26 protein-coding genes, 3 tRNA genes and 1 pseudogene are annotated in these 26,334 nt (G+C 35.0%); 14 read left to right on the top strand and 16 right to left on the bottom strand.

Annotation, left to right across the window (positions count from 1 at the left end; translation table 11 throughout):
• Positions 1 to 2: 2 nt before the first annotated feature.
• The 3 genes from AB4Y90_RS04530 (at position 3) to AB4Y90_RS04520 (ending at position 2,835) form a co-directional block, all read left to right on the top strand.
• Positions 3 to 473, top strand: a complete 471-nt coding sequence (locus AB4Y90_RS04530) for a YciI family protein (protein ID WP_441556250.1) — start codon at positions 3 to 5, stop codon at positions 471 to 473.
• Between the two features lie 94 nt (positions 474 to 567).
• Positions 568 to 1,971 carry a DNA recombination protein RmuC gene (locus AB4Y90_RS04525; protein WP_441556248.1) on the top strand — a complete coding sequence of 468 codons (1,404 nt, stop codon included), beginning with the start codon at positions 568 to 570 and terminating at the stop codon, positions 1,969 to 1,971.
• Positions 1,972 to 2,067: 96 nt separating this feature from the next.
• On the top strand, positions 2,068 to 2,835 hold the full coding sequence (locus AB4Y90_RS04520) for an RNA methyltransferase (protein ID WP_441556247.1): 768 nt from the start codon (positions 2,068 to 2,070) through the stop codon (positions 2,833 to 2,835).
• A gap of 67 nt (positions 2,836 to 2,902) precedes the next feature.
• On the opposite strand, the gene AB4Y90_RS04515 is transcribed toward AB4Y90_RS04520, so the two are convergent.
• A complete protein-coding gene (locus AB4Y90_RS04515) occupies positions 2,903 to 3,127 on the bottom strand; it encodes a hypothetical protein (RefSeq protein ID WP_441556246.1) in 225 nt (74 codons plus the stop codon).
• A gap of 184 nt (positions 3,128 to 3,311) precedes the next feature.
• Here AB4Y90_RS04515 and AB4Y90_RS04510 point away from each other — a divergent pair, with 184 nt between their 5' ends.
• Both AB4Y90_RS04510 and AB4Y90_RS04505 read left to right on the top strand, forming a co-directional pair.
• A complete protein-coding gene (locus AB4Y90_RS04510; protein WP_441556245.1) occupies positions 3,312 to 4,478 on the top strand; it encodes a hypothetical protein in 1,167 nt (388 codons plus the stop codon).
• Positions 4,462 to 5,043 carry a hypothetical protein gene (locus tag AB4Y90_RS04505; RefSeq protein WP_441556244.1) on the top strand — a complete coding sequence of 194 codons (582 nt, stop codon included), beginning with the start codon at positions 4,462 to 4,464 and terminating at the stop codon, positions 5,041 to 5,043. Before AB4Y90_RS04510 ends, AB4Y90_RS04505 begins: the two co-directional genes overlap by 17 nt.
• Here AB4Y90_RS04505 and AB4Y90_RS04500 read toward each other — a convergent pair.
• Together AB4Y90_RS04500 and trhO are read right to left on the bottom strand one after the other, a co-directional pair.
• On the bottom strand, positions 4,992 to 5,567 hold the full coding sequence (locus AB4Y90_RS04500; protein WP_441556243.1) for a 5-formyltetrahydrofolate cyclo-ligase: 576 nt from the start codon (positions 5,565 to 5,567) through the stop codon (positions 4,992 to 4,994). The two genes, AB4Y90_RS04505 and AB4Y90_RS04500, sit on opposite strands and share 52 nt — an antisense overlap.
• Positions 5,568 to 5,856: 289 nt before the next feature.
• The gene (trhO, locus tag AB4Y90_RS04495; protein ID WP_441556242.1) at positions 5,857 to 7,212 is read right to left on the bottom strand and encodes an oxygen-dependent tRNA uridine(34) hydroxylase TrhO; all 1,356 of its coding nucleotides are present in this window, start codon (positions 7,210 to 7,212) and stop codon (positions 5,857 to 5,859) included.
• 286 nt (positions 7,213 to 7,498) lie between these two features.
• Here trhO and AB4Y90_RS04490 point away from each other — a divergent pair, with 286 nt between their 5' ends.
• Entirely contained in the window at positions 7,499 to 9,028 is a 1,530-nt protein-coding gene (locus tag AB4Y90_RS04490; RefSeq protein WP_441556240.1) for a trypsin-like peptidase domain-containing protein, read from the top strand.
• A 72-nt stretch (positions 9,029 to 9,100) separates the two neighbouring features.
• Here the strand turns inward: AB4Y90_RS04490 and AB4Y90_RS04485 are convergent, their stop codons facing one another.
• The 3 genes from AB4Y90_RS04485 to AB4Y90_RS04475 form a co-directional block, all read right to left on the bottom strand.
• Positions 9,101 to 9,553 carry a hypothetical protein gene (locus AB4Y90_RS04485; protein ID WP_441556238.1) on the bottom strand — a complete coding sequence of 151 codons (453 nt, stop codon included), beginning with the start codon at positions 9,551 to 9,553 and terminating at the stop codon, positions 9,101 to 9,103.
• Entirely contained in the window at positions 9,553 to 9,933 is a 381-nt protein-coding gene (locus tag AB4Y90_RS04480) for a RidA family protein (RefSeq protein WP_066679870.1), read from the bottom strand. Before AB4Y90_RS04480 ends, AB4Y90_RS04485 begins: the two co-directional genes overlap by 1 nt.
• A gap of 116 nt (positions 9,934 to 10,049) precedes the next feature.
• The gene (locus AB4Y90_RS04475; RefSeq protein WP_441556236.1) at positions 10,050 to 12,638 is read right to left on the bottom strand and encodes a putative LPS assembly protein LptD; all 2,589 of its coding nucleotides are present in this window, start codon (positions 12,636 to 12,638) and stop codon (positions 10,050 to 10,052) included.
• Positions 12,639 to 12,690: 52 nt separating this feature from the next.
• Here AB4Y90_RS04475 and AB4Y90_RS04470 point away from each other — a divergent pair, with 52 nt between their 5' ends.
• From AB4Y90_RS04470 to AB4Y90_RS04435, 8 genes are all read left to right on the top strand, one after another.
• Entirely contained in the window at positions 12,691 to 13,983 is a 1,293-nt protein-coding gene (locus AB4Y90_RS04470) for an N-acetylmuramoyl-L-alanine amidase family protein (RefSeq protein WP_441556256.1), read from the top strand.
• A 55-nt stretch (positions 13,984 to 14,038) separates the two neighbouring features.
• Positions 14,039 to 14,113: transfer RNA gene (locus tag AB4Y90_RS04465), tRNA-Glu, on the top strand.
• Positions 14,114 to 14,285: 172 nt separating this feature from the next.
• Complete coding sequence (locus AB4Y90_RS04460) at positions 14,286 to 14,564, top strand: hypothetical protein (RefSeq protein ID WP_441556234.1); 279 nt, start codon at positions 14,286 to 14,288, stop codon at positions 14,562 to 14,564.
• Positions 14,565 to 14,601: 37 nt separating this feature from the next.
• Positions 14,602 to 16,674 (top strand): cation:proton antiporter, encoded by a 2,073-nt coding sequence (locus AB4Y90_RS04455; RefSeq protein ID WP_441556233.1) that lies wholly within the window; start codon positions 14,602 to 14,604, stop codon positions 16,672 to 16,674.
• A gap of 66 nt (positions 16,675 to 16,740) precedes the next feature.
• Positions 16,741 to 17,061 (top strand): hypothetical protein, encoded by a 321-nt coding sequence (locus tag AB4Y90_RS04450; RefSeq protein WP_441556231.1) that lies wholly within the window; start codon positions 16,741 to 16,743, stop codon positions 17,059 to 17,061.
• A 77-nt stretch (positions 17,062 to 17,138) separates the two neighbouring features.
• Complete coding sequence (gene rpsT / locus AB4Y90_RS04445; protein ID WP_408090952.1) at positions 17,139 to 17,393, top strand: 30S ribosomal protein S20; 255 nt, start codon at positions 17,139 to 17,141, stop codon at positions 17,391 to 17,393.
• A gap of 10 nt (positions 17,394 to 17,403) precedes the next feature.
• Positions 17,404 to 17,475 (top strand) — tRNA-Glu (locus tag AB4Y90_RS04440).
• Between the two features lie 70 nt (positions 17,476 to 17,545).
• Positions 17,546 to 17,617: transfer RNA gene (locus AB4Y90_RS04435), tRNA-Glu, on the top strand.
• Positions 17,618 to 17,723: 106 nt separating this feature from the next.
• Here the strand turns inward: AB4Y90_RS04435 and AB4Y90_RS04430 are convergent.
• From AB4Y90_RS04430 to AB4Y90_RS04385, 10 genes and pseudogenes are all read right to left on the bottom strand, one after another.
• Positions 17,724 to 18,668, bottom strand: a complete 945-nt coding sequence (locus AB4Y90_RS04430; RefSeq protein WP_441556229.1) for a transporter — start codon at positions 18,666 to 18,668, stop codon at positions 17,724 to 17,726.
• A gap of 8 nt (positions 18,669 to 18,676) precedes the next feature.
• On the bottom strand, positions 18,677 to 19,723 hold the full coding sequence (locus tag AB4Y90_RS04425; RefSeq protein ID WP_441556227.1) for a cytochrome-c peroxidase: 1,047 nt from the start codon (positions 19,721 to 19,723) through the stop codon (positions 18,677 to 18,679).
• Positions 19,716 to 20,543: an MbnP family protein gene (locus AB4Y90_RS04420; protein ID WP_441556225.1), complete on the bottom strand. Its 828-nt coding sequence runs from the start codon at positions 20,541 to 20,543 to the stop codon at positions 19,716 to 19,718. The genes AB4Y90_RS04425 and AB4Y90_RS04420 overlap by 8 nt, the downstream gene beginning before the upstream one ends.
• A 441-nt stretch (positions 20,544 to 20,984) precedes the next feature.
• Positions 20,985 to 21,353 carry a hypothetical protein gene (locus AB4Y90_RS04415; RefSeq protein WP_441556224.1) on the bottom strand — a complete coding sequence of 123 codons (369 nt, stop codon included), beginning with the start codon at positions 21,351 to 21,353 and terminating at the stop codon, positions 20,985 to 20,987.
• 4 nt (positions 21,354 to 21,357) lie between these two features.
• The gene (locus tag AB4Y90_RS04410) at positions 21,358 to 22,032 is read right to left on the bottom strand and encodes a superoxide dismutase (RefSeq protein WP_441556222.1); all 675 of its coding nucleotides are present in this window, start codon (positions 22,030 to 22,032) and stop codon (positions 21,358 to 21,360) included.
• Positions 22,033 to 22,143: 111 nt separating this feature from the next.
• On the bottom strand, positions 22,144 to 22,797 hold the full coding sequence (locus tag AB4Y90_RS04405; protein ID WP_441556221.1) for an SCO family protein: 654 nt from the start codon (positions 22,795 to 22,797) through the stop codon (positions 22,144 to 22,146).
• A 13-nt stretch (positions 22,798 to 22,810) separates the two neighbouring features.
• Positions 22,811 to 23,086: a YHS domain-containing protein gene (locus AB4Y90_RS04400; protein ID WP_441556220.1), complete on the bottom strand. Its 276-nt coding sequence runs from the start codon at positions 23,084 to 23,086 to the stop codon at positions 22,811 to 22,813.
• A gap of 224 nt (positions 23,087 to 23,310) precedes the next feature.
• Positions 23,311 to 23,673 (bottom strand): hypothetical protein, encoded by a 363-nt coding sequence (locus tag AB4Y90_RS04395; protein WP_441556219.1) that lies wholly within the window; start codon positions 23,671 to 23,673, stop codon positions 23,311 to 23,313.
• Between the two features lie 424 nt (positions 23,674 to 24,097).
• Entirely contained in the window at positions 24,098 to 26,047 is a 1,950-nt protein-coding gene (locus tag AB4Y90_RS04390) for a heavy metal translocating P-type ATPase (RefSeq protein WP_441556217.1), read from the bottom strand.
• 44 nt (positions 26,048 to 26,091) lie between these two features.
• Positions 26,092 to 26,334, bottom strand: a pseudogene (locus AB4Y90_RS04385) (Fur family transcriptional regulator); the annotation flags it as partial.

The following is a 26,334-nucleotide window of genomic DNA, read 5'->3' as shown; positions in this document are numbered from 1 at the left end:
CTATGAAACTAAAAATTTATTTATCATTTAGCATTTTAGCGGGAGTTCTATGTTTTGCTCAAGAGAAAAAGACTGAGAAGCTCAAATTCAATCAAGAATTAGCGACATCTCTTGGTGCAGACAAATACGGAATGAAAGCTTACACTATCGTCATGCTCACAACCGGATCTGCAAAAATTGACGATAAAGAGAAAAAAGCAGAACTCATGAAAGGTCACATGACCAACATCGGAAAACTGGCAGACGAAGGAAAAATTGTTGTTGCCGGTCCGTTCTTAGAGAAAAATAAAGAAAATTACAGAGGAATGTTCATTTTCAATACAAAATCTAAAGAAGAAGCCGAATCCTGGGTAAAAACCGATCCCGCTGTCGCAGCCGGAATTTTCAGTTACGAAATATTTTCGTGGTATGGTTCTGCAGCTTTGCCTTTGTATCTGAAGCATCATGATGAGATTGCGAATGAAAATCCTTAACGTCGTCTCGCAAGTCGTGCTTTTTTATTTTTAATTATTCAACAATAAGGTTTCCCGTAAAGAAAATCTTTTTTTGTTTTTGTAATTTTGATACATGGAAATCACTTATCTCATCATAGGATGTTTTGCCGGAGCGATTATCGGCGCTGTTTTAATTTATTTTATGTTGAAATCATCAATGGTTTCAAGAAATTCTTATGATGAACTGAATCAGCTCAGCATTAAATCAAAAGCAGATTTAGAAAATTTAAACCTGAAAATTCAGGATTTAGAAAAAATTATCAGAGATGAAAAAGAGCTCAACCTTCAGCAATCTGATCTTCTCAATGATTTAAAAGGTGAGTTTGCAAAAGTTTCTGCTGAAAACACCTTTCTGAAAGCGCAAAAAGAAGAATTTAAAAAAATTCAGGAAGAAGGAAAAGTACAGTTTGAAAATTTAGCGAATAAAATTTTAGAAGAAAAAACAGAGAAATTTACAGCGCAAAATCAATTAAATTTAACAAACCTTCTGAATCCGCTTCAGGAAAAAATCAACAATTTTGAGAAAAAAGTTGAGACCACTCACAAAGAAAGCATCGATTATCACGCTGCTTTACGAGAACAAATCATCGGATTAAAAGATTTAAATGCTCAAATGAGTAAAGAAACTTTAAATTTAACAAAAGCTCTGAAAGGCGACAGCAAGATTCAGGGAAATTGGGGCGAGTTGGTGTTGGAAAGAGTTTTGGAAAAATCCGGTCTTGAAAAAGGAAGGGAATACGAAATACAAAAAAGTCATTTAACAGACGAAGGAAACCGTGTTCAGCCCGATGTAATCATTAATCTTCCGGACGGAAAAAAAATGATCGTCGACTCCAAAGTTTCTTTGGTAGCCTACGAAAAATACGTGAATGAAGAAAATGATTCAGAAAAAAACCAGTTTTTAAGGGAGCATGTGATTTCCTTAAAAAGACACATCGAGCAATTAGGCACAAAAAATTATCACAATCTGTATGAAATGGAAAGCCCTGATTTTGTCTTACTTTTTGTTCCGATAGAACCGGCTTTTGCCATTGCTCTCAACGACGACAATCAATTGTACAATAAAGCTTTCGAAAAAAATATTGTTATTGTTACCCCTTCTACATTGTTGGCGACATTAAGGACGATTGACAGCATGTGGACGAATCAGAAACAACAAAACAATGCGATAGAAATTGCACGTCAAGCCGGAGCTTTGTATGATAAGTTTGAAGGCTTTGTCGGTAATCTCGTTAAAGTAGGCCGCAAAATGGAAGAAGCAAAGTCTGAATATGAAGGGGCGATGAATAAGCTAATCGACGGAAGAGGAAACCTCGTCACCTCTGCACAGAAACTAAAAATAATGGGTGCAAAAGCAGCAAAATCGCTTCCTGACAATTTGGTAGTTAGAGCGAAAGCCAATGAAGAAATTTCCGAATTGAATTCTGAAGATTTTGCGAATCATTCTGAAATTCCTTTCGATAATTCTAAAGAATAAAACAATCTTTTTAATAAATTACAACCTTGCTTCCATGAACCGAGGTTTTTCTTTTTATAAGACAATCTTAAAAATAATTTTACATAATTTTGCGGAATGTTAATAGAAAGTTTCCAAAACGAAAAGATAAAACACATTACCAAACTTCTTACAGACAACCGTTTTCGTAAAAAATCGGGAGTTTTTGCAGTAGAAGGACAACAGGAAAACGAAAGAGCCCAAAAATATTGTTTTGAAGCTGTAGAGTTTTACATTTGTGAAACTATTTTTAAAGGAATTACTCCTAAAGAAAAGATCCATTTGGTAAGCGATAAAGTGTATGACAAAATTGCTTATCGTGGAAGTTCGGAAGGCATTATCGGTGTTTATAAAACCAAAGAATCAGATTTAAATTCTTTTAAACCAAAAGATAATTCAACCGTCATCATTGTTGAAGGAGTCGAGAAACCCGGAAATTTGGGTGCAATTTTAAGAAGCTGCGAAGCTTTCGGAATCGATGCACTTATTGTTGCAGACGGAAAAACAGATTTTTATAATCCTAATGTAATTCGCTCAAGTGTTGGTTGCCTTTTCGGAATGGAAGTTTTTCAGGCTGATAATATTGATGTTTTTGAATTTTTGCAGAACAATAATTTCAACATCTATACAACGATTATGGATGAGACTTCCAAAAATATGTTTGAGCGGGATTTCACAAAACGATCTGCTGTTTTATTTGGTACAGAGCATTCAGGATTGAGTAATTTCTGGAATGGGAAAGGTCAGAATACATTAATACCGATGACAGGAAGCATAGATTCATTAAATCTGAGCAATGCTGTAGCAATTACATGTTATGAAACTTTAAGACAGAAAAAATCTTAAATTATAAAGCATAAAAAAAACCGTCTCGCTGAGCGAAACGGTTCTTTTATTTTCCAGTCGTAACTGATTAGTGAGCAACTTTAGCTGAATCAGACTTAGCTTCAACGCTGTCTTTCTTCATATCAGCAGCAGCTTTAGTAGAATCAACAGCAACGTTAGCTGAAGAATCGATAGCGTTCTGAGCTGAATCAGCGTTAGCTTCAATTGAATCGTTTCCAGTTGTAGCTTCACCTTTCTTACAAGCAACTAAAGAGATAGCAGCGATAGCAGCTACGAATAATGACTTTTTCATAATAAATTAAATTTAATTTTGTTAATATTGTTTTTTAAATCTTTTTCTCTGTTCGGTTATTTGAACAAGACAAAGGTATAGCAGATGTAAAATTTGTTTATGAAAAATAATTGTAATAACTTTGTAAAATCGTTTTACAAACAACAAATACTGATAATCAACAATTTAACTACTTTTTTATAAAGTGACAGATTTAGACCTCTTACATTTTGAGCAGCTGAAAAGGGACGTTCAAGCTCAATATTTGAAAGAATACACTCCTTCTTATGATGAAATATCTAAGTGGAAGGGTATAGATATTATATATTTCCAGGAAGATCTAAGGAAAAAGGCCAAAGGAAACATCAGTGAAAAATCTTTTTACACCTATTTTAAATCTTCCCCGGTTTTAAAATTACCTCGTATTGACATGCTTAATTTATTGAGTATTTATGCAGGTTACGACTCTTGGTACGACTTTAAAAAGAACCATCTTTTCGCAGGGGAATTACTTACTGATGAAAAAGATCTGAGTGAAGATGAAGCGAAAGAATTAGAAAAAACCATTTCAACTGCATTAAACTTACCTAAAACTGAAGATCAGCCTAAAAAAATAGATTTCACCAGTGAGGAAAATGTCGATTTACAAAAAAACAATACTGAAAATCAATTAATTGAACAAAAACAATCTCTTACAGAAGTTTCCAAAACAGAAGAAATAAAACCATTAAAAAAGAGCTATCAAAAAACAGCATGGATTGCCACAGCGTCAGTTTTTGTTATTTTATTAGGACTTTTAGGTTTTAAAGATGAAATTTTTCAAAAAACTTATACTTATCATTTTACTGATGCAGATAGAAATTTGGGCGTACAAAGCGATATTGAAATAAAAGTTATCAAAGAAAACGAATCTCCTATATTGTATAGAATAAAACCAGGAGAGCAATTTATATATCCGACAAAAGATAAAACGCTGAAAATGGAGATAAGCTCTACAGTTTATGAAGATCTTGAAGTTAACCGAAATCTTGAAAATGCCCCTGAAAAAGAGACCATCGAACTAAAACCTGATGATTATAAAATGGCACTTTATTATTTCTCTATAAAAGATATTAACGGAGAAAATTCTGAACAGCTCATCAGCCAGAAAAGAAAACAGCTGGAAAACCTCATCAGCAATTCTGCCACCATAACGCAGGTTTATGACAGTGACATTTACGGCCTGGAAACCTTAGACAAGCAGGATTACATCACTCTGGTAACAACACCTACCACTTCTCTAAAGAACCTAAACGTTATCGAAATGAAAAAAGATAAAGGAAAAATAGTATCTATCAAATTTAAAATTTCAAACCATGAAAACAATAAATAACTTTTTGTTTTTAACCATACTTCTTGGCGTTATCACGATTGCCTGTACAAAAAAAGAAGACAACAATAACATAAGTGATCTTGAAAAACTTAGAAACACCAATAATATCAGTGTAAAAATGGACAGTACTCAGGCAATCAACTCGATTACCTTACAAAAAGTACAGGATGTGCTTGATTTGTCTACTCTTTATCTTTCAGGAAATCAGAAAACAGAGATTGACTCGGCGATCTATTCTAAAATTGAAAAATATTTTCAAAAATCTGACTCTACCACTTTTCAGGGGCTTTTTAAAGAACTCGACAGTCTGAAAGTAAAAAGAGTAAAAGTAAGCAACATTAATGTTTTTAAGAAAATCAATGATAAAGACACCTTAGATTTTGCAAAATTTAATGTAGAATATATAGGTGACAAAAATAAATCGATTGGTAATTTTGAAAGAAGCGCACAATACACGCTTGTCTCTAAAGCCACAGAAAAAAATAAGGAATTTAAGTTTTATTTTATTAAATTTTATTCAGATATGCTGGAAAAAGACAGCACACCAGTTGGTGTAACAAGGTAATCTAAGGGAATATCATTTTCCCATACATCATCAATCATATGATCGGGATTAAAATAATTAACTCCGATTTTTTTTGAATTTTTAGAAATATTTTCAAAGAAATGATCATAAAAACCTTTTCCGTATCCTACTCTATTTCCATTAAAATCACAATAAAGTAATGGAGTAATAACAAAGTCAAAATTTAAAACACCTGAATCTTCATCAGAAACCGGCTCAGAAATCCCCCAATTATTAGTCTCAAATTGAGTATCAGAAAAAATTTCTACGGAAATTAATTTTGCGTCGACAATTTTAGGCACGAAAACTTTGATATTTCTGCTTAAAAAATAAGTAATGAAGATTTGAGTATTAATCTCTTTAAACTTTTCACTGGGAATGAAAATATGGATTTTCTGGTTAGAAAGCGGTTTAAAAAAATTAATAAAGTTTTCAAAAATCTGTTCCGACAAAAGGAAAACCTCATCTTGTGACAATTTTTTTCTTTTTTCAAGATATATTTTTCTGATTTCTGATTTTTTCATTTTCAAATTTATGAAAAACAGAGTTATATAGTGAAACAGTTATTAGTTATTAGTTATTAGTTATTAGTTATTAGTTATTTAGTTTATTAGTTTCTTTTGATAAAACTTGTGTAAAGTTTCCAGTATTTTTTAATGAAAGATGGCGCTCCTACGTAGCGCAACGAATTGTTATTATATATGTTCTACACAGATAAAATTCCTACGGAGTTTCCCAATTATGCTTTGTTTAAAAAAAAGGTTGCACTCCTACGGAGCGCAACCTTTATATCTTTATAAAATTTAAGAACAACTATCCCAAAATTTTATATATTTTATCAGATAAACGTACTCTGAACGGAAGTTCAAAAGTAATTTGATCACCTGTTTTTGCTGTTTTGCAAGAGCTTCCATCAACAAATATTTCAGTAAGCGTAATTTCCTGCTCACCAGTTGTAGGACCGGAAATTAAAATATTGTCACCTACTGAAACCTCATCATTTTCAATTAAAAACTGGGCAATTTTCGATTTTGTATAGTAATGTTCGGCTTTTCCAACCAATGTTTTTTTGACTGCAATTTTTTGACGAATGTTTTTAGCATCAACTTTTGCTAAAGGCTTATCAGGCAAATCACCAGATTTTTTAAAGGTTAAAACATCAGATTTTCCTTTTCTGAAAACCTTATTTCCAACCTGTAGCCCTTTTCTTAATGCTATTTGTTCTTCCACAGGCAAATGTATAATTTCCAGACATTCTGTAGAGCAGCAGTTTTCCATTGCAGCTTTGCAGTCATCACATTGTATAAACAGCAAATGACAAGCATCATTGGCACAATTGGTATGATTATCACAAGGTTTCCCGCATTGGTGGCACTGAGAAATAATATCGTCAGTAATTCTTTCTCCTAATCGATGGTCAAACACAAAGTTTTTACCAATAAATTTACTTTCAATATTTTCTTCTTTGATTTGACGGGTGTACTCAATAATTCCGCCCTCTAACTGGAAAACATTTTTAAAGCCCTGATGTTTGAAATAAGCGCTGGCTTTTTCACAACGAATTCCGCCGGTACAATACATCAAAAGATTTTTATCTTCTTTAAAATCCTGAAGCTGTTCGTTGATAATTGGCAGACTTTCTCTGAAATTTTCTACATCCGGAGTGATGGCTCCTTCAAAATGACCTACTTCACTTTCGTAATGATTTCTGAAATCTACAACAATTGTGTTGGGATCTTCAAGCATATTATTGAATTCCTGCGCTTTTAAGTGAATACCTTTATTAGTAACATCAAAAGTATCATCATTTAAACCATCAGCAACGATTTTATTTCTTACCTTAATCGTTAATTTCAAAAAAGAATGATTGTCTTGCTCTACTGCAACATTGAGACGAATGCCTTTCATGAAATCATAGACTTCAAGCGTATTTCGAAAATCTTCCAGCTGATCTGCGGGAATACTCATCTGAGCATTAATTCCTTCATGCGCAACATAAATACGGCCAAGTGCATCGAGTGCATTCCAGGCTATAAATAAATCGTCGCGAAATTTTTTGGGATTTTCAATTTTGGCATACGCATAGAAAGACAATGTAAGGCGTTGCTTACCGGCTTCATCAATAAGCTGAGCTCTTTCTTCTGCGCTTAAGGTGTTGTACAGTTGCATGCTATAAACAGTTTAAGTGAGAAAATTATTTTTGCAAAGATAAGATTTTCAATAAGTAAATCAAAGTGATAATGATCAGCCATGAAGCATAGCAAAAATGTCAGTATTTTTTTAATTAATTCTTAAGCTTTGTTAATAATGAGAACCAAATTATGACTTAAGGTATAAAATGACACAATTCTCGTTAAATTTTAGTTAAAACAGTAACACAGCATAGTAATTGCATACTTATTTAACATTAAATTTGTATTCAATAATATTATAATTAAAACAAAGAAGACATACAATGAAGAGTACTTTTAAAAAACTTTTACCATTTGCTGTAGTAGGGGTTCTCTCAGGAGCTACTACCGTTGGCGTACAACAATATTTAAGTCACGATTCTAATAACGGTGACCAATCTTATTTTACTAAATCTACCAATGCCTCTTTCGTAGGAATGAATACTGCGACAGTAGGTGACGATTTTGTAAAAGCATCTAAAATGACAGTTCCGGCTGTGGTAACGATCAAAAATTATCAGAACAGGGCATCGAGCAGAGCTTCTGAGCAGGATTTGTTTGATTTCTTTTTCGGTGATCCTTTCGGAGGAAAAGGTCAGCAAAGACAGCGACAGCAGCAGCAAACACCGGACAATATTCCTTCTGGTTTAGGATCGGGTGTAATTATTTCTCCTGATGGATACATTATCTCAAACAACCACGTTGTAGCGGGAGCCAATAAGCTTGAAGTTGTTTTAAGCAACAAAAAATCTTATATCGCAACTTTGGTGGGAACTGATCCAAATACTGATATTTCATTATTAAAAATCGAAGAAAAAGGATTGCCATTTTTAAATTTTGCTAATTCTGACAACGTTGAAGTTGGGCAGTGGGTTTTAGCAGTAGGTAACCCTCTTGGATTAAACTCTACCGTTACGGCAGGAATTATTTCTGCAAAAGGAAGAGGAATAGGAATTTTGAGCGGACAAGGAAAAGCAACAAACCCAATCGAAAGCTTCATACAAACCGATGCTGCAATTAATCCAGGAAACTCAGGAGGAGCATTAGTAAACGTAAATGGTGACTTAATCGGAATTAATTCTGCTATTTCATCTACCAACGGATATTATCAGGGTTACGGTTTTGCCGTTCCTTCTAATCTGGCAAGAAAGATCATTGAAGACATCAAGAAATTCGGTATTGTACAAAGAGGTTTCTTAGGAGTAAATTCTTTAGACTTATCTAATGATCAGCAGGTAGCTTATTATAATCAGGAAAAGAAAACTAATATAAAACCGGGTTCTGGAGTTTATATTATAGGACTTCCGGATAACAGCGGAGCACAAGATGCGGGACTGAGAATTGGTGATATCATTACTAAAATTGATGGTGTAGCGATTACAGATTTCGCAGATCTTTCTGTTGCTATCGGTAGCAAAAGACCGGGTGACAAAGTACAGGTAACCTACACAAGAAACGGAAAAGAGACAACAGCAACTGTTACGTTGAAAGATCAAAAAGGCGGTACTTCTGCAAGAACAAAAGCTGATCTGAGCGTAACTGAAAAAATAGGAGCCGAATTCCAAAGTTTAGATGAAAGAACAAAATCTTACTACGGTCTTACCAGCGGAATTGTTGCCAAAAATGTAGTAGAAGGAAGCGAAATGGCAAAAGCCGGAATCGTAGACAATTACATCATCACAGAGATCAATGGTAAACCGGTAAATTCTCAGAAAGATGTAGAAAACCTTTTAAATAAATTCTCCGGAACGGTTCAGATAAAATATATGGACGACTACGGCAGAAATTACACAAGAGGATTTAAAATGCCTTAGTAGAAATACATAATAAACAAAAACGCTGCAGACTTTAAAATCTGCAGCGTTTTTTTATGTCTTAAAAGATGATTATTTTTTATTCATTTTTTCAGCAATTCTTTTCTTTTTATTTCTTTCATAAATTACCTCTACGATCTTACCCCCCATCCATGCAAAAGGAAAAAAGACAAGGAAAATAGAAATTTTATAAAATGTAGGATGATAAGGAAGAATGATCACATCCAACATCGCAATAAAAAGCATGATGAAACCAATAAGAATTGCATAAGCTACTTTTGCATAYTTTACAATCATGGCGGTAACAACGCCTCCCACTGTGGTTCCTAATCCTGAGATAAAAAGCAGAAAGCCAAAAAAGGCATCATTATTTCTCATGCTTTCTAAAAATCTCTGCCAATGCTCAAATGGAGCAAATGCATCAAAGGTGACCCACTTCGGAAAAGCCCTTATACCAAGAGTGATAATAAGCCCTGCAATTACAAGACCTACCAAAACTGCAAATGTATTTCTTAAAAAATTCATTAATCCTGATGAGCAATCATAGAAATTTCAATGTCTACATTCTTAGGCAAGCAAGAAACCTGTACAGTTTCACGAGCCGGAAAGCTTTCAGCATCCAGATAAGATGCATAAATATCATTCATCACCGCAAAATCATCCATGCTTTTAAGGAAGATACTTGCTTTAACAACATTTTTAAACGTCATTCCTGCTTCAGTAAGAATTGCTTCAAGGTTTTTCATTACCTGATGCGTTTCTTTTTCAATTCCTTCTACCAGTTTACCCGTTGCAGGATCTACAGGAATCTGACCAGAGATATACAAAACTCCGTTGGCAAGATTTGCCTGAGAATAAGGACCGATAGCTGCAGGAGCATTCACTGTGTTGATTATTGTCTTCATATATAGATTTATTTACTTTAAAAAATCATACCAAACCGTGTTAATTGATTCACGATTTGATTATCGTTTTATTTGGGTGCAAAGATAAAATTTATATTGTAAAATCTGTTATGACTTTAGAAAGGTGCATTAGGCTGGGTAAAACTTCTGTCTTTGTACTTCAGCGCATCACTTAATATATTGGCTTTGATGCCGATAAAGAAATCATAAACTTTATACTGACCAAAAGGAACCCAGTTAAAATTAATGGTAAAACTACGCTGATCTCTTGAGAAACCGATTCTAGTGTAAGCCAATTCTTTAGTAACCATATCGTAATGCGTGCTTCCGTTAATGTTCCAGTATGGAGTAAGTTTTATACTTCCGTCAAGACCGATAGATGCCATTTTAGTAGCCGTTCTTGATAAATTTCTTGAGTATTGGTAATTGGCATTCACATTCAACGTCCAGGCCTGATCAAAATGGGCATAATTATCATCATCAAAGAAATAATTTTCGTTTCTTATCTCTCCTTTTTGCGAATAGGTTTTGGCGTAATCTTTTTTCTCACCAAACAATTCGCTGCTTAAAGGATAAGAAAGCTGTACATTGAAACCTTGAATACTAAACGATCCAAAATCTTCAGTTCTAATTCCGGTATCTGATCCCGGAGCAAACAAAATTTTATAAGGCTCAATCGTTAAACTCGTATTTACGCTTAATTTATTATCAAAGAAAGAAGACTGCCCGTTCACGGAAATAATTGACCAAGGATGGCTTTTCGCCGCAAAATTATAGTTTCCGCTCACATTTAAAGATTCGAAAATCTTCATTTTTTTCACGCCGGTAGAATCGCTTTTAGACCTTACTTTCATTTCGATATTGTTACCGATGTTATAGTTTAAAGCTCCCACCATTCCGGTTGTTGGAGATCCCACAATACCTCTGTCAAAAATAGAATATGGTGTCAAAGCTCCGTTGGCGTTATAATAATTCCTGAAATATCCAAATTGCTCGCCTCCAAAATCGGGAGAATAAGTAAACCCGATACTCGGTGTCATCATGTGTCTTATCGCCTGTATTGCAGATCCTTTTTTGAAATTTGCCTGACCGTACAATTGAGTCTGTACACTTGCTGTCGTTGAAAAAATGCTGTAACCCGCAATTTGTTTGTTGATTTGATCAACTTCTATATTCTGTACAGGATCGTAGTATTTTGTAAGTGTTTTTGTGGTTAAAGCATTATCAATCGTTGCTCCCAAACTGAAAGTGAAATATTTTGCGAATGTGGTATTGGTTCCTAATGCAATATTATTTTTAATCCCGGTCTGCAATTTATCCCACATTGCATCGGTAAACAATTCTCCTTCTTCAGTACTTACAAAGTTTGATAGATTCAGGCCTGTATTTACTGTAATATTTTCAAGCAAACCAGTTCTCACACCGGTTTTAGATTTAAATAAATAAAACTGGTTGATCGCCACATTCATCTGAGGCAAACGTAAATCTGACAAACCTGTAGCAAAATTCTGAGAATAAGAAGCCGTACCCGTAATGGTAACCGGAAGTTTCAAAAACCTTTTGGTAAGGGTAAGCGTAGAATTTTGCTGTGTTCTCAAAACACTTTGATCCAAAATATAGTTATTGTTCACCGTATTGTTGTAAAACGTCTGGCTCGTAACATCTACTGATGCAGAAAATGTAAGGAAAGGATTGGCTTTTGTATCCTGAGTGTGTCTCCACGCAATCCTGTAGGTCCCTGTTTTGCTGTAGTTATCAAGACCTTTAATTCCGCGGACGGTACTTCCGATGTCTGCCGAGAAGTTTCCTGAATACCTGTATTTTTTCAGATAATTCATTTCGGGTCTTAAATTCCAGCTTCCTTTTGTATAAATATCGGCAAGAACTTTCAGGTCAAAATGCTCTCCAATCGGCTGATAATACCCTATTCCATTGAGGAAAAATCCTACATCTTCCCTCTCACCAAAACTTGGGATCAAAATTCCTGCTGATCTTTTACTTGAAAACGGTAGAATTGCAAACGGCAAAATCAAAGGAGTCGGAACATCTTCGATATACATTTGAGAAGGTCCTACAATTAAGGTTGAGCTTTCTTTTCCTTTCTGCATTTTAATATAAGAAGCCAAAAGATGGTAATCGGGTCTTGTATCTTTTTTTTCTATATAATAAGTATCGGTAGTAAACTCGGCATGCCGCATTACGAAAATAGAATCGTTGTACTTTTTGGTTTTATCTGCTACAATTAAGCCTTCACTTTCTTCGGTTCTTGCATTGTAGGCCATTGCCTGCCTGGTTTTTGTGTTGTAACTAAAACTTTCAACTTCGTATTTTTTTCCTGCCTGATTTACCTGTGCAAGCTCGAAAACTTTCCCTAAAGAATCTAGTTTTCCCCGGGCAAAAATTAAGTTTTTATCTTCGTCGATCGAGATATAATCTGCATCGATCTGTATATCCTGATATTTCACCTGGGCATTTTTGTTCAGATAAATCATTTTTTTCTGAACATCTCTGCGAATGTCATCAGCTTTGTAATCTACTACGGCATCCAGCGATTCTTTGGGCGTGGCAATGGTATCCTTTTTGGAAATAGTATCATTAATTACCGTAGTTTTAACTAATTTTTTGGGGCCTTCCTGTGCTAAAAAACTGTTAAAAATTAGGATAATTAAAATTTGTAATATATTTTTGAAGACGGTTTTGTCCAATTTTGTTCTGTATAATTTGGCTCAAAATTAATATAATTTTTATAACTGTATGATGTACAAACTAAATTTTAAAACAATTTTAGCATTTCTACTGATATTCTTTTCCACTTTTACTTTTGCACAAAAAAAATTCACTGTAGTTTTGGATGCAGGACACGGGGGAAACGATAACGGAGCTAACAGAAATTATCCTGACCTGGGTCTTGTACAGGAAAAGCACGTCACTTTAGGAATTGTTCTGAAATTAGGAGCAATGCTTGAGAAAAATAAAGAATTTAAAGTTATTTACACCAGAAAAATAGACGAATATCCTTCTTTAACAGATAGAACAAATACAGCCAATCGAAGTAAAGCAGATTTATTTATTTCTGTACACGTTAATTCTTCGCCAAGCCGTTCTGCAACTGCAAGAGGAACCGAAACTTTTGTACAGGGACCTGCCCAGAACAGAGAAAATCTTGAAGTTGCAAAACAGGAAAATAGCGTAATTTATCTTGATGAAAAAGATAAAGAAACGTTTGCTTCTTACGACCCGTCTTCGCCGGAATCTTTAATTGCCCTAAAATTACAGCAAAGCAAATACCTTGAAAACAGCTTAATTGTAGGAAGCTTCGTAGAAGGAAACTTTGAAAAAAGCGGGCGTTTTTCTCGTGGTGTAAAACAGGAAAACCTGCACATTTTAAGAAGAAGCGCAATGCCTTCTATTCTTATTGAAACAGGATTTGTAAACAATTATGAAGATGCGGCATTTTTAAATTCCGAAAAAGGACAGGAAGAAACAGCAGAAAACATTTATAAAGCAATTATTGACTACAAAAAAGCTGTAGACAGAAAGACAGGAGGACAAATCGTCATCAAAAAACCTGAACCTGAAAAACCTGCAGAAGTAGCATTGAAAAACGATTTCAGAATTTTACTGATGACAATGCCTGTAAAATACAACGATGGAGATCCTGAGCTGAAGGGATTAAACTACATTCTCCCTATCAAAGAAAACGGATTGTACAAATACTATTATGGCGTAACCAATATGGCATCTGTAAAAGATATTAATCTTAAAACTGCGAAAGATGCCGGATTCAGAAATTCTTATGCGGTAGGATTTATGCCTAACCAAAAATTAAGTATCGGTTATTACAACATCGAAGTTTATGCAGGAAAAGACAAACTGAGTGCAAACTCTTTCATCCTTCAAACGCTGAAAGATGTAGACAGGAATAAATCTAACGGAATGTTCTACTATACCTACGGAAAAGTTTACACCCTTGAAGACGCAGTAAAACTACAGAAAGAACTGGAAAGCAAGGGAATAAAAAATACCGTTATTCAGAAGAATTTTAAATAATCCCTTTAATTTTGAAGTTTAAAAGTTTATTTATACTTTTGCAACCTCAAAATCTGGTCTATTCGTCTAGTGGTCAGGACTCAAGGTTTTCATCCTTGCAACAGGAGTTCGATTCTCCTATAGACTACCAAAAGCTCTCTTTTCAGAGGGCTTTTTTTTATGTATTTTTTTAAAATTTTTTACCATACAAAATCTTTAAAAGGCGATTGCATAAGTTTGATTTTATTTTACTTGTATAGATTCCGGAAGTAAGCTCAAATCAGTCGATAATTTTTTCGTATATTTAGGCTACAACTTATTTTATGAAAAACTCAATACTCTTAATTTCCTTCTTATTTTTACTTTTCAGCTGCGACAACAAAAACAAAGCAGACAATCTGGCTCTGAGGGAAAAAGAATTACTGGATAAAGAAAAATTATTTGCACAAAAAGAAGCCGAATACCAATCTCTGCTAAAAATGAGAGACAGTATTTTTAACCATAAAAATTCAGATTCAATAAAAATCATCAAATGGTCTGATGAAATTTCCGGCGCATGGACTGGTAAAGTAATCTGCACAGAATCTAACTGTAGCGATTAGCATACACAACCTCACCCTTCCTATCGAAGATCCCGTATTGAAGTTTCTTTTGGTGCTCATCATCATTCTTGCAGCACCTATTTTGCTCAATAAAATAAAAGTTCCTCATTTATTGGGTTTAATTATTGCAGGCGCCGTAATCGGTCCCAACGGATTTAATGTTCTGGCAAGAGACAGCAGCATTGTGGTGACCGGAACTACCGGTTTGCTTTACATTATGTTTCTCGCTGGTCTTGAAATAGACATGGGAGATTTTAAAAGAAATAAATGGAAAAGTTTAGGCTACGGAGGTTACGCATTTATTTTTCCTTTTATTTTAGGATATTTCGGAGCGTTTTACATTCTCGGCTTTTCAATGCTCACTTCTGTGCTTTTTGCAAGTCTCTTCTCTTCACAAACCTTAATAACATATCCTCTGATCAGCAAGCTTGGAATTGCAAAAAACCGGGCCGTCAACATTACTGTAGGAGGAACGATGATTACCGATGTTACCACATTATTAGTTTTAGCTGTAGTTGTAGGTTTGGTGCAGGGCGACATGGGTGTTTCTTTTTGGGTGAAATTATCCATTTCTTTCCTGGTTTTCGGTCTTGTTGTTCTGATACTTTTTCCTTTGATAGGGCGTTGGTTTTTTAAAAAAATTAATGATAAAATCTCACAATACATTTTTGTATTGGTAATGATATATTTCGCTGCAGTTTTGGCAGAATTAGCAGGAGTTGAAGCAATAATAGGCGCTTTCTTTGCAGGTTTGGCTTTAAACAGACTCATTCCGCACACCTCTTCTTTAATGAACAGGGTAGAATTTGTGGGAAATGCGATATTTATTCCTTTCTTTCTCATCAGTGTCGGAATGCTGATTGATTTTAAAGTATTTTTCAACAGTTTTGAAACCATAAAAGTTGCTTCAATCATGCTTGTAGCATCTATTGGCGGAAAATATATCTCTGCTGTTATTGCACAAAAAACATTTCGTTTTACCAAAGAAGAAGGCAGGCTTGTATTTGGTCTTAGCTCAGCTTCTGCAGCAGCAACTTTAGCTACCGTGATGGTTGGTTATAATATCATTCTCTCAGAAACAGAAACCGGAGAACCTGTGAGATTATTAAATGAGCATGTTCTGAACGGAAGCATTTTATTAATTCTTATTTCATGTACCATTTCTTCTTTTATATCAATGTCTAGCGCAGAGAAAATTGCACAGCAGGACAACGAAGAAACCGTTTCCGGAAACAGCCATGAACAGGAAAACATTCTTTTAGCCATAAACCATGAAGCGACCGTTGAAAGCATGGTYAATCTGGGAATTTTGGTTAAAGCTCATTCCAATACCGAAAATATATTTGCTTTAAATGTTATTAATGAAGATAAAAATGAATCTTCGGTAAAAAATGCAGACAAACTTCTGCATCATRCAACAGATACTGCGGCAGCGGCAGACGTGAAAGTACAATCATTAAAAAGATACGACAATGATGTCATCAACGGTGTAAATAATGTGATAAAAGAACAAAACATCACCGATCTCATTATAGGACTGGAAGACGGAAAAGGTTTGTCACCTTCTTTCACCTATAATCTTTACAACGGTTATTTACAGCGTAACGACATCAGTGTGATGGTTTATCATGCAGTTCAGCCTTTAGCAACAATAAAAAACCACTCAGTAATGATTCCTGAAAACGCCCATAAAGAAGCCGGATTTTTCCATGCTTTACTCAGGGTTTGGAATATTGCAAGAAATTCGGGAGCTACCATTACGTTTTATGCTACGGAAGAGATCCTTAATATCTTACAGAGAATTATTAAGAAAGCCAATATTGAAGCTGAATTTATCATTATGAATAAATGGAAGGACGGTGAAAAAACAGCAACCGAGCTCAAAGACAATGAAGCGCTTATTATCTTAATGGCAAAAAGAGGAATGGAATCATATATTCCGCAAATGCGTTTTATTCCCGAACTTCTTAATAAGCATTTGAGTGATAAAAATTACCTTTTGATCTTTCCTTTTTCAGAATTCGACAATACAAATTCCGAAAAAAGATCAGTAGGAAACCATGAAGATTTTATGGAAATAGGAAATATTGTAAATAATGTTTTCAGATAAACAACCTGTGATACAAACAAGTAGTAAATAAACACAGGCCTCATAAAGACTACCAAATTTTACATCATGCCGAATTTAAAGATTCAGGAAGCACAGCTTCTGTTTAATAAGATTCGCTCTAACCCGAAAGGGTATGATTTAAAAACTAGTACGGAAGGGATTACAGGCAAGGATGATAAAATTAGTTTCAAACTCTACAGGAGCGGAGAAAAATGTATTTTTGAAGTAACCATCGACGGACTTACTTTTTCCAACGCTACCGGAGAATGGAATAACGCTATGATTATGTTGGAAAACATCATCAACAAAATCGAGAAAGAAACTGAAAATATTAAAGTACAACAGGCCTTAGACAAGCTTAAAAAGTACCTTTCAGAAGAAAACTAAAAATATTTTAAAATAATTAAAAATAAATTTGGTGGGTAACGAAAAAGTCTATACATTTGCACTCACATTTAAACGATATGGCTAATCATAAATCAGCACTTAAGAGAATAAGACAAAACGAAGTTAGAAAAGTTCGTAACAGATACTATCACAAGACTGCTAGAACAGCAATGAAAGTCTTGAGAAATGAAGAGAACAAAGCAGCTGCAACTGAGCAATTGCCTAAAGTTATCGCTTTATTGGATAAATTGGCTAAGAAAAACATTATCCACAAAAACAAAGCGGCTAACTTGAAAAGTAAATTGACTAAGCACGTTAATAAATTAGCGTAATTATATAGTTGGCCCGTTCGTCTATCGGTTAGGACCTCAGATTTTCATTCTGGTAAGAGGGGTTCGATTCCCCTACGGGCTACTAATTTAAGAGTTGTAAACTTATACAAACAAAAAACTAACACACAATTTTCAAATTGTGGAAGATAGAGGGCCCGTTCGTCTATCGGTTAGGACCTCAGATTTTCATTCTGGTAAGAGGGGTTCGATTCCCCTACGGGCTACAAAACCATTGATTCGTTTCAATGGTTTTTTGTTTTTACTAAAATTCATTTTTTGAGTTTAGTATAAGAATCCTTGTCAAGGTTTGAACCTTGACAAGGATTTTTTTTAAATTCCGAAGTTCAGGAAAATACTGAATCTGGATTTTGCTTCAATATCTCCTCCAGCCAAATTCGTATATGTCGGAAGCATTAATTCTGTTCCCAAACTCAGCTTTTTGAAAGAAGCTTCAAAACCAAGCTTTCCGTACAAAGCACTTCCTGCTGTTTTTGGAAGATCTTCTTTATACTGACGGTTTCGGTCGTAGACTTCTCCCTGAAATCCTGCTTTTGCAGAAATAATGGTCTTTTCATTTCCAAAAACCTGATAAAATCCGGTTGCAGAATAATTCCATTGATTGCCGAATTGATAATGTTTTTTGTTTTCGGTTTTAATCGTGTAATCGGTATTTAAAAGTATAGCAAGTTTATTTTTTTGAAATCTGTAATTCAAAACAGCCTGATAATCCCAGCTTCCGGTTCCCAACTGAAAACTTGGATTGACACCGGAAATTCCTTTTTCATCAAATTTTCCGAGTGGAACTTTTAAGCCTACTCCACCATTCAGCTCGTGCATATTGTCTTTTGAATTGATTAATTTATAAATTCCCATCAGATTAAAATCTCCGATTCCATTGATATTAATGCCGCCCTGCAAAGTTTTCTTTTCATGAAAATGAAACGGCAGACTTGCATAAACACTCAATTTTTGAGTCAATGGAATTTTAGCCCAAAGCTGAAGTGTGTTAAAATATTGATCTTGCGTTAAATCATTGACAAATAAGTTTTCTTTCGCTTTGTAATGCTGAGCAAAATATTTAATTCCGATAAACTGTGGATTTAAAAGAGATTCAAAACCTGATGAACCGTTTCCGGCAGCGCATCCGCAAGCATCACATTCGTTGAACAAAATTTCATCTTGAAAACTATTTAGAATATACAAACTGTCATTCTTCCCTTTTGCCTGAAAACTATTCACCGAAATCAGGCTTATTATAAAAACTATCTTCTTCATTTTAAATATTATTCTGCAAATTTTGGATTAGAAATAAAGCTTTTGTCAGATAAAGTCTTTAGAAAAGCAATAATGAATTGTTTTTCCTGAGCATTCATCGCAATTCCTATATGATTATTCTGTTTCAGTCCTGGGTCAAGATTGGAATTATCTTCTACATTATCCGAATAGAAATTGAGCACTGCTTCCAAAGTGTAAAATCTCCCGTCATGCATATAAGGTGCGGTGTATTCTACATTTCTCAAACTTGGAACCCTGAATTTCATCCAATCACTTTGATCCAATGTCACACGATATCGTCCTGCATCTTTGAATTGCGTATTGTAATACATTCCCGTATTTCTGAAACTTTCATCGGTAAATAATTCTCCGCTGTGACATGACGCRCATTTCTGCTCAAACAAAGCCATTCCCTGCGATTCTTCAGAACTGAAATTTTCTTTTCCCTGTTTAAATCTGTCGTATTTGGAATCACCAGAAATTAAAGTAGCCATAAATTGTGACAATGCTTTCAAAACTCTTTCTCCGGTAATATTTTCATCGCCGTAAGCTTGCTTAAATAGTTTTTTATACAAATCATCTTTGCTGAGTTTTGCAATCGCTTCAGACATCGAACTGTCCATTTCGTTTACATCCGTCATCGGAATAATCGGTTGTTGGTTTAAATTATGAATCACACCGTCCCACATATACCGTTTCAGAAAAATCATATTCTGAATGGGCGGAGCGTTTCTGATTCCCAATCGGTCATCGATTCCGTGGCTTACATTGTGGCCGTGATGGGTAAATGCATTTTCCTGAATATGGCAGAAGCCACATGAAATCGTATTATTTCTTGAAAGTCTGCCTTCGTAAAATAATTTCCTTCCCAATTCCACTCCATTTTTGGTGATGGGATTTTCTGATGTGTCGAAAGTTATTTCCGGAAAATAAGATGGAAACTGAAGATTGACCGCTTCGTCTTTTTCCAGAGGCTGAATAATTTCTTCTGAACATGAAATGAAACCCAGAAAAGAAACAATAAGAATTCCTGTTTTAACAATCTGCTTAATCATTGTGAACGTGGTCTACTTTAAACATTTTTATTAGATTATTCGTCACATTAACCAAATGCTGATTGGAACCCATCGCCATATCATTTGCAGTGGAAAGACTTAGAGCTGTTTCTCCGCTTAAATATTGGTTTAAATCAGCAAGAATGTGAATCGAAGGTTTTATTGTTCCCGAAACTCTTGCGGTTGTCGGAAGGTCTAAAGTCACTTCACGATACAAATCCGGAGTATTGTTTGCGGCTACATTTCCCATGTTTCCGGTGTGGTTCATGAATTCTGTGTTGGCAGAACCTGTTCCGTATTTGCCTTCGAGTTTTACGAAAATGTATCCTGCAGCCCAAGACCAGGTGAGGCTTTCTTTTTTAGCTTTTTCCCAGAATTCTGCCTGTCCGTTTTGTCCGAGCAGATAAGCGTTCTGGCTGATTCCCAATCCGAATTTTATCTTTTTGTAATTGTTTTTCGGAACCTCATCTAAATCTACGTAGACAACTCCTGCAACGGCATTTTCCTGATTGATGATAAAAGCACCTTTGTCGGGATTATTTTCATGGTATTTGAATTCGTTTCCGTTTTCGTCAATTAAGCTGATGTTGCTAATGACATATTTTAAAGTTGAAAACTGATGTTTCTGTCCGCTTGACGAAGTCTGTGTGGTTTGATTGAGCACAATATTTCCGAGGTTATTAAAGCCGTTTTCAAATTTGAGCTGAAGTTTTCCTTTTGTTTCTGATGATGAATCGTCTTCATCGTTATTTCTGCATGATGTAATTGTGAAAAAAGTTAAGACAATAATTAATGCTGATAAAAATTTATAAATTTTCATTTCTGATTTTTTAGTGATAAATATGTTAGCTTAATTCAGGATAAGAAATATTGATAACAGTTTGTAATCTTTAAAATTTGAAAAGATTTTTAACGCAAAGATTCTTGTATTTAAACTTTATATTTTAGAAGGCAAAGGCAAATAAATTTGCATCGCGAAGCGTGAACGATAGCTTTATCAATCAATTTATTGATTTTTCTTTGCTTACTTAAATCAAAATTATTTTAAAGAAATCTTGCGTTAAATAATTAACTATTGATATTCATTTTTAACCTGAACTCAAATTATGTTGATACGTCCCATCGCGATAGGGATGGAAGCGGTTATCCTTTTTTTGGATTCTGACGAAAGGAAGAATCTAAAAAAAGATATGAGCGGACAGCCCGACCCGAGCGGCTGGAAAAGCCTGGGAAAGGGGGTCACCCCAAATAATATGAATCACTAAGAAACCGGTGGTCTGAAAATGTGTTTTAAAAACAGAAATGAGTAGCCTGTTTTGTAAAGAAAACTGCAGTGGGAAAAGCGTGACTTTTCTGTTGTTTTGACTGCGATTATTTCGGGAAGAACGTAAATATCAAGCAGTTTTTGCCCCGAATTTTTTGTTTTGTGTAAAGGTGAAGAATCTGTATCGGTTGTTTTGGATAATTCTTTGGCTAAATAACATTTTCCGTTACAATGAAGCGTCACATTTTTCCTGTTGACGCAGAGTTCTTCGCTGATGTACTGATAATTTACAGCATACTCCACCAACGGAATCAGAGGCCTGAAAACCGTAAAAAAGGTGAGAAATATGCTGCAAATTAGATTCAAAAGATTATTTTTTGCTTAACGCTTCGTCGTATCTTCTGCTGATTTCTTTCCAGTTGGTTACATTCCAGATTGCTGTAAGATAATCTGCTCTTTTGTTCTGATATTTCAGGTAGTAAGCGTGCTCCCAAACGTCGATTCCGAAGATTGGCGTACCTTTTTCTTCTACAACATCCATCAAAGGATTGTCCTGATTTGGTGTTGAAGAAACGAATAATTTCCCGTTTTTATCCACAGATAACCAAGCCCATCCCGAACCGAAACGCTCTGCTCCCGCTTTTGCCATTTTTTCTTTGAAAGCTTCCATGCTTCCGAAAGTATCATTGATGGCTTTTGCTAAGTTTGCAGAAGGTTTTGTGTCTTTTTGTGGCGTCAAAACTGTCCAGAATAATTCGTGGTTGTAGTGACCTCCTGCGTTGTTTCTTACCGCCATTGGTAAAGTTCCTGCTTTTGAAAGAATCTGGAATAACGTCTGCTTTTCCTGTGGAGTTCCCGCAATAGCTTTATTCAAATTGGCAACATAGGCTGCTGCGTGTTTTGAATAGTGAATTTCCATCGTCTGTGCATCTACATTTCCCTCCAATGCATTGTAAGCGTACGGCAAAGGCGTCTGCTTGAACTGTGCAAACGCAAACTGCGCCGCGAAAACCGCACTTAGTGCAGCTACTTTAAAAATCTTCATAATTTTTTGTTTATATGGTTGGACATTTATTTTGCTGGAAGATGGGTGTTTGATGATGGAAGTTTTTCGGTGACATCATAACTTCCAGCATCCAGCATCAAACTTCCTGCCTTATTTCAATAATTTCTTAATATCCTCGATCAAGATTTCTCGGTCGGGATGATATTTGCCGTTTAATTTGGGCATTGTTCCTTCTTTGTCTTCATAATTCAATCCTGAATAATACAGAATCGGCATATTTTCTTTGTTGTAGCGGCAACGAATATTTCCTTCCTGATCGACAAGCGCAATCATTCCGCTGTGATTGAGATTTTCACTTTCGTCTTCTTTATCTCCAACATAAATATCGAACTGGTCAGCAAGATTTCCAATGTAATCTCTATTTCCCGTCAGAAAATGCCAGTTCGGAGACTTTGCTCCGATCTTTCTTGCATGTTGCTTTAATAATTCGGGAGTATCATTTTCCGGGTCGATGCTGATGGAAATGATGCCAAATTCCGGACTGTTGATTTCATCTTCAATGTGTCTCATATTGGTATTCATCACCGGACAAATCGTAGGACATTTGCTGAAGAAAAATTCGACTAAATAAACTTTTCCAAGCATATCTTTATTGGTGATTTTTTTGTTGTTCTGATCCGTCAGTTCAAAATCAGGAACTTTCATCACGGTATAAAGATTGTTTTTAAAATAGCTCATCCCAATCCCAATTCCCACAAACAACAAAGCAATCACCACAATCGGAATAATGATTTTGCTTTTCATATTGTTCTGCTTTTTATTTTTGGGCATACTTCTCAGGATTTTTCTTGAATTCGTCTCTGCACATTGAACTGCAAAAACCGTACGTTTTTCCTTTATACACTGCCGTATCTTTCATATCGGGTTCCGTTGGCATATTACAAATCGGGTCTACGGAATTGGCAAACTTTACTTTTTGAACAGCTGTTTTTGTAGGTGTATTTTTCTTTTTGTGCTTTACTTTCGGGGTTTCCTGAGCACAGGCTAATAATGAAACAGACAAAAATGCCGTTAATAAAATCTTTGATTTCATTTTATTTTAAATTGAAATTAATAATTGTGTTGAATTAAATAAAGTGGTTTTTAAACTAAATTTAATGTTGGCTCGCTAAAATTTGAACCATTAAGGCTAGTTAAGTTGTTAAGATTCTTTAAGGAAATCTGATTGATTTTTTAAGCAGACTGCATAAAATTTATCATATTTAAAAAACTTAAATGGGCGACAAATCTAAACGAAGAATTTAGTTTAAATAAAATTTATACTAAAGGAGGATGAAATATTCGGGAGAAATATTCTGAAGTATAGGAATCAATATAATCCGAATTGGGATTTTTTAATTGAATATTTGATTGAGAGAATTCTGAGAAAGAGAGAATTTCGTGAGACAGAAATACATCTAAACCTGCAATTTTCACATTCTGAGAATTGTTTGATTGCTTTTCTGTTTTAGCTAATTCTTTTCCGACATAACATTTTCCTTTACAGTTGGAATCTGCGACATTTCTGTTTTCACAAAGATTTTTTACGATATAATCATAATTAATTACATAGTTTAACATCGGCAAAACAGGACGAATGGCGATGGTAAAAATGATGAAAAAGGATATGAAAAATTTCAAGTACCAAATCTTTAGCACAAATATAGTGTAGAAAATTGAGTTGAGCGTTAATTTATGATTAAAGTCAGGAAAGATGGGAGTTTTTTGTTTCCCACGGATTACACGGATTTGCACAAATGTTTGTGTTGATTATTTTTAAAATCTGCATAATCAGCAAAATCTGCGAGAGATATGTTTTGGCTAAAGCCGAATAATTTTTTTAATTGTTTATTTCCCGCAAATTACACGGATTTGCACAGATGATTACGTTGATTATTTTTTTAATCTACGTGATCTGCAAAATCTGCGAGAGATAGGTTTTGATATTCTTTTTAGGTGGGCTAAAGCCCACCCCTATTGAATAATAATACCAAAGCGACATTTATATTTGTAGCCTGCTTATAAACTTCCAGCGCCCAGCTTCTAACTTCTAACTTTCCGCTTCTCAAAACTTCATCCTCTGAATTCTCACCGCATTTAAAATCGCCAATAAAGCGACACCAACATCCGCAAAAACTGCTTCCCACATCGTTGCTAAACCTCCTGCTCCGAGAGCGAGGACAATTCCTTTTACAGCAAATGCTAAAATGATATTCTGCCAGACAATTTTTCTGGTTTGTTTCCCGATGTTGATTGCCATTGGAATTTTTATCGGTTTATCGTCCTGAATAACAATATCTGCAGTTTCAATGGTGGCGTCACTTCCCAATCCACCCATGGCAATTCCAACATCGCTGAGCGCAACAACCGGAGCATCATTGATTCCGTCGCCAACAAAAGCAACCGACTGATTTCTTGCTTTCAGTTCTTTCACTTTATTAACTTTATCTTCGGGAAGCAAATCGCCGTATGCATTTTCTATTCCTAATGTTTGGGCAACAAAGTCCACGACTGAAGTTTTATCACCGCTTAACATCGTTGTTTTTACATTCAAAGATTTAAGTTTATTGATGGTTTGCTGGGCATCTTCTTTAATGGAATCTGCGATCGTAAGATAACCGACAAACTTTTTATCATAAGCAATTGCGATTAAGGTATACACAATATTTTCAGCATTTGGATCATAAGAAATATTAAACTTCTTCATTAGTTTCAGGTTTCCAACCAACAATTCTTTTCCGTTGATTTTGGCTTTCAGACCTTGTCCTGCAATTTCTTCAACATTTTCTAGCTGAATGGAATAATCGATTTCGCCAGCAAAATCATGAATGGCTGTTGCGATCGGATGCGTTGTTTTACTTTCCAGAACATTGACCCATTTTAAAATTTCATCTTTATTAACATCATCATTAAAATGAATTTCCTGAACTTTGAAAACACCTTCCGTCATCGTTCCGGTTTTATCCATAACCACGTTTTGTATGTTGGCAAGAATATCTAAAAAATTGCTTCCTTTAATTAAAATTCCGTTGCGGCTTCCCGCTCCGATTCCGCCAAAATAACCGAGCGGAATAGAAATAACCAATGCGCACGGACAGGAAATTACCAAGAAAACCAAAGCCCGATACAGCCAATTTTTAAACTGATACTCTTCAACGAAAAAATACGGTAAGAAGGTTATTCCAATAGCCAGAAACACGACGATTGGCGTATAAACTTTTGCAAATTTTCTGATGAATAGTTCTGTTGGAGCTTTTTGGGATGTTGCATTCTGAACGAGTTCCAATATTTTACTTAGCTTACTGTCTTTATAAGCCGTTGTCACTTTTACCTGACTAACGGAGTTCAGATTAATCATTCCGGCTAAAACGGTTTCTCCTTTTATTTTTGTGTCGGGTTTACTTTCTCCTGTCAACGCCGATGTATTGAATGAAGCTTTTTCGGATAATAATTCGCCATCCAAACCTAATTTTTCACCCGGTTTCAGCTGAATAATTTCTCCGACATTGACTGATTTTGCTTTTACCACTTTTGGTTGACCGTTTTCCAAAACTGTTACTTCATCGGGACGCTGGTCTAAAAGGGTTTTGATATTTGTTTTTGCTTTCGTCACTGCCATTGCCTGAAAAACTTCGCCAACAGAATAAAACAACATTACGGCAACTCCTTCCGGATATTCGCCGATAGCAAAAGCTCCGATTGTTGCGATTCCCATCAGAAAAAATTCAGAGAAAACGTCGCTATTTTTAATGCTTTCAAAAGCTTCTTTTAAAACAGGAAATCCAACCGGAATATAAGCGATTAAATACCAGACAAGGCGAATCCAGCCTTTAAACCAATTATTTTCTATAAAATTATCGAGGCTAATTCCAATCAGCAATAAGACAAAAGAAATAATTGCCGGAAGAAACATCCGGAAAACAGATTGATTTTCCACATCATGAGAATGCTCATGGTCGTGGTCTTCATGATGATTATGTTCTTTTTTAGGTTTTGTACTGCAACATTCTTCCATAACTTAAAATTTTAATCAAAATTAAGCCAAACCCGAATGCAATGCTATTGCAAACTTTCGAGACAGCTTTCACAGATTCCTTTTGCGAAAAGCCGTATTTCATCAATCCTGAAATTGGTCTGAATATTTTCAGGGAAGGAAATATCTTCTTTGCAGGTCGTTTGTTTACAGATTTTGCAGTAAAAATGGAGATGCCAATCTTTATGCGTTTCTTCGCTGCAATCATCATGGCAGAGCTTATATTTTGTAGTAGAATTTTCCTGAATACTATGAACGATCCCTTTTTC

The sequence above is a fragment of the Chryseobacterium sp. 2TAF14 genome (genome assembly GCF_052115105.1).
Taxonomy (GTDB): Bacteria; Bacteroidota; Bacteroidia; order Flavobacteriales; family Weeksellaceae; genus Chryseobacterium.
The sequence above is the reverse complement of the archived record's forward strand: the minus strand, read 5'-3'. Positions and strand labels throughout refer to the sequence as shown.

What these genes read in the sequence shown, in the direction of transcription:
- AB4Y90_RS04420 (WP_441556225.1), bottom strand. Translation starts at nt 20,543, where the DNA reads ATGAAAATTTATAAATTTTTATCAGCATTAATTATTGTCTTAACTTTT.
- AB4Y90_RS04390 (WP_441556217.1), bottom strand. Translation starts at nt 26,047, where the DNA reads ATGGAAGAATGTTGCAGTACAAAACCTAAAAAAGAACATAATCATCAT.
- rpsT (WP_408090952.1), top strand. Translation starts at nt 17,139, where the DNA reads ATGGCTAATCATAAATCAGCACTTAAGAGAATAAGACAAAACGAAGTT.
- AB4Y90_RS04470 (WP_441556256.1), top strand. Translation starts at nt 12,691, where the DNA reads ATGTACAAACTAAATTTTAAAACAATTTTAGCATTTCTACTGATATTC.
- AB4Y90_RS04515 (WP_441556246.1), bottom strand. Translation starts at nt 3,127, where the DNA reads ATGAAAAAGTCATTATTCGTAGCTGCTATCGCTGCTATCTCTTTAGTT.
- AB4Y90_RS04460 (WP_441556234.1), top strand. Translation starts at nt 14,286, where the DNA reads ATGAAAAACTCAATACTCTTAATTTCCTTCTTATTTTTACTTTTCAGC.
- AB4Y90_RS04430 (WP_441556229.1), bottom strand. Translation starts at nt 18,668, where the DNA reads ATGAAGAAGATAGTTTTTATAATAAGCCTGATTTCGGTGAATAGTTTT.
- AB4Y90_RS04490 (WP_441556240.1), top strand. Translation starts at nt 7,499, where the DNA reads ATGAAGAGTACTTTTAAAAAACTTTTACCATTTGCTGTAGTAGGGGTT.
- AB4Y90_RS04450 (WP_441556231.1), top strand. Translation starts at nt 16,741, where the DNA reads ATGCCGAATTTAAAGATTCAGGAAGCACAGCTTCTGTTTAATAAGATT.
- AB4Y90_RS04505 (WP_441556244.1), top strand. Translation starts at nt 4,462, where the DNA reads ATGAAAACAATAAATAACTTTTTGTTTTTAACCATACTTCTTGGCGTT.
- AB4Y90_RS04400 (WP_441556220.1), bottom strand. Translation starts at nt 23,086, where the DNA reads ATGAAATCAAAGATTTTATTAACGGCATTTTTGTCTGTTTCATTATTA.
- AB4Y90_RS04405 (WP_441556221.1), bottom strand. Translation starts at nt 22,797, where the DNA reads ATGAAAAGCAAAATCATTATTCCGATTGTGGTGATTGCTTTGTTGTTT.
- AB4Y90_RS04530 (WP_441556250.1), top strand. Translation starts at nt 3, where the DNA reads ATGAAACTAAAAATTTATTTATCATTTAGCATTTTAGCGGGAGTTCTA.
- AB4Y90_RS04410 (WP_441556222.1), bottom strand. Translation starts at nt 22,032, where the DNA reads ATGAAGATTTTTAAAGTAGCTGCACTAAGTGCGGTTTTCGCGGCGCAG.
- AB4Y90_RS04480 (WP_066679870.1), bottom strand. Translation starts at nt 9,933, where the DNA reads ATGAAGACAATAATCAACACAGTGAATGCTCCTGCAGCTATCGGTCCT.
- AB4Y90_RS04525 (WP_441556248.1), top strand. Translation starts at nt 568, where the DNA reads ATGGAAATCACTTATCTCATCATAGGATGTTTTGCCGGAGCGATTATC.
- AB4Y90_RS04520 (WP_441556247.1), top strand. Translation starts at nt 2,068, where the DNA reads ATGTTAATAGAAAGTTTCCAAAACGAAAAGATAAAACACATTACCAAA.
- AB4Y90_RS04500 (WP_441556243.1), bottom strand. Translation starts at nt 5,567, where the DNA reads ATGAAAAAATCAGAAATCAGAAAAATATATCTTGAAAAAAGAAAAAAA.
- trhO (WP_441556242.1), bottom strand. Translation starts at nt 7,212, where the DNA reads ATGCAACTGTACAACACCTTAAGCGCAGAAGAAAGAGCTCAGCTTATT.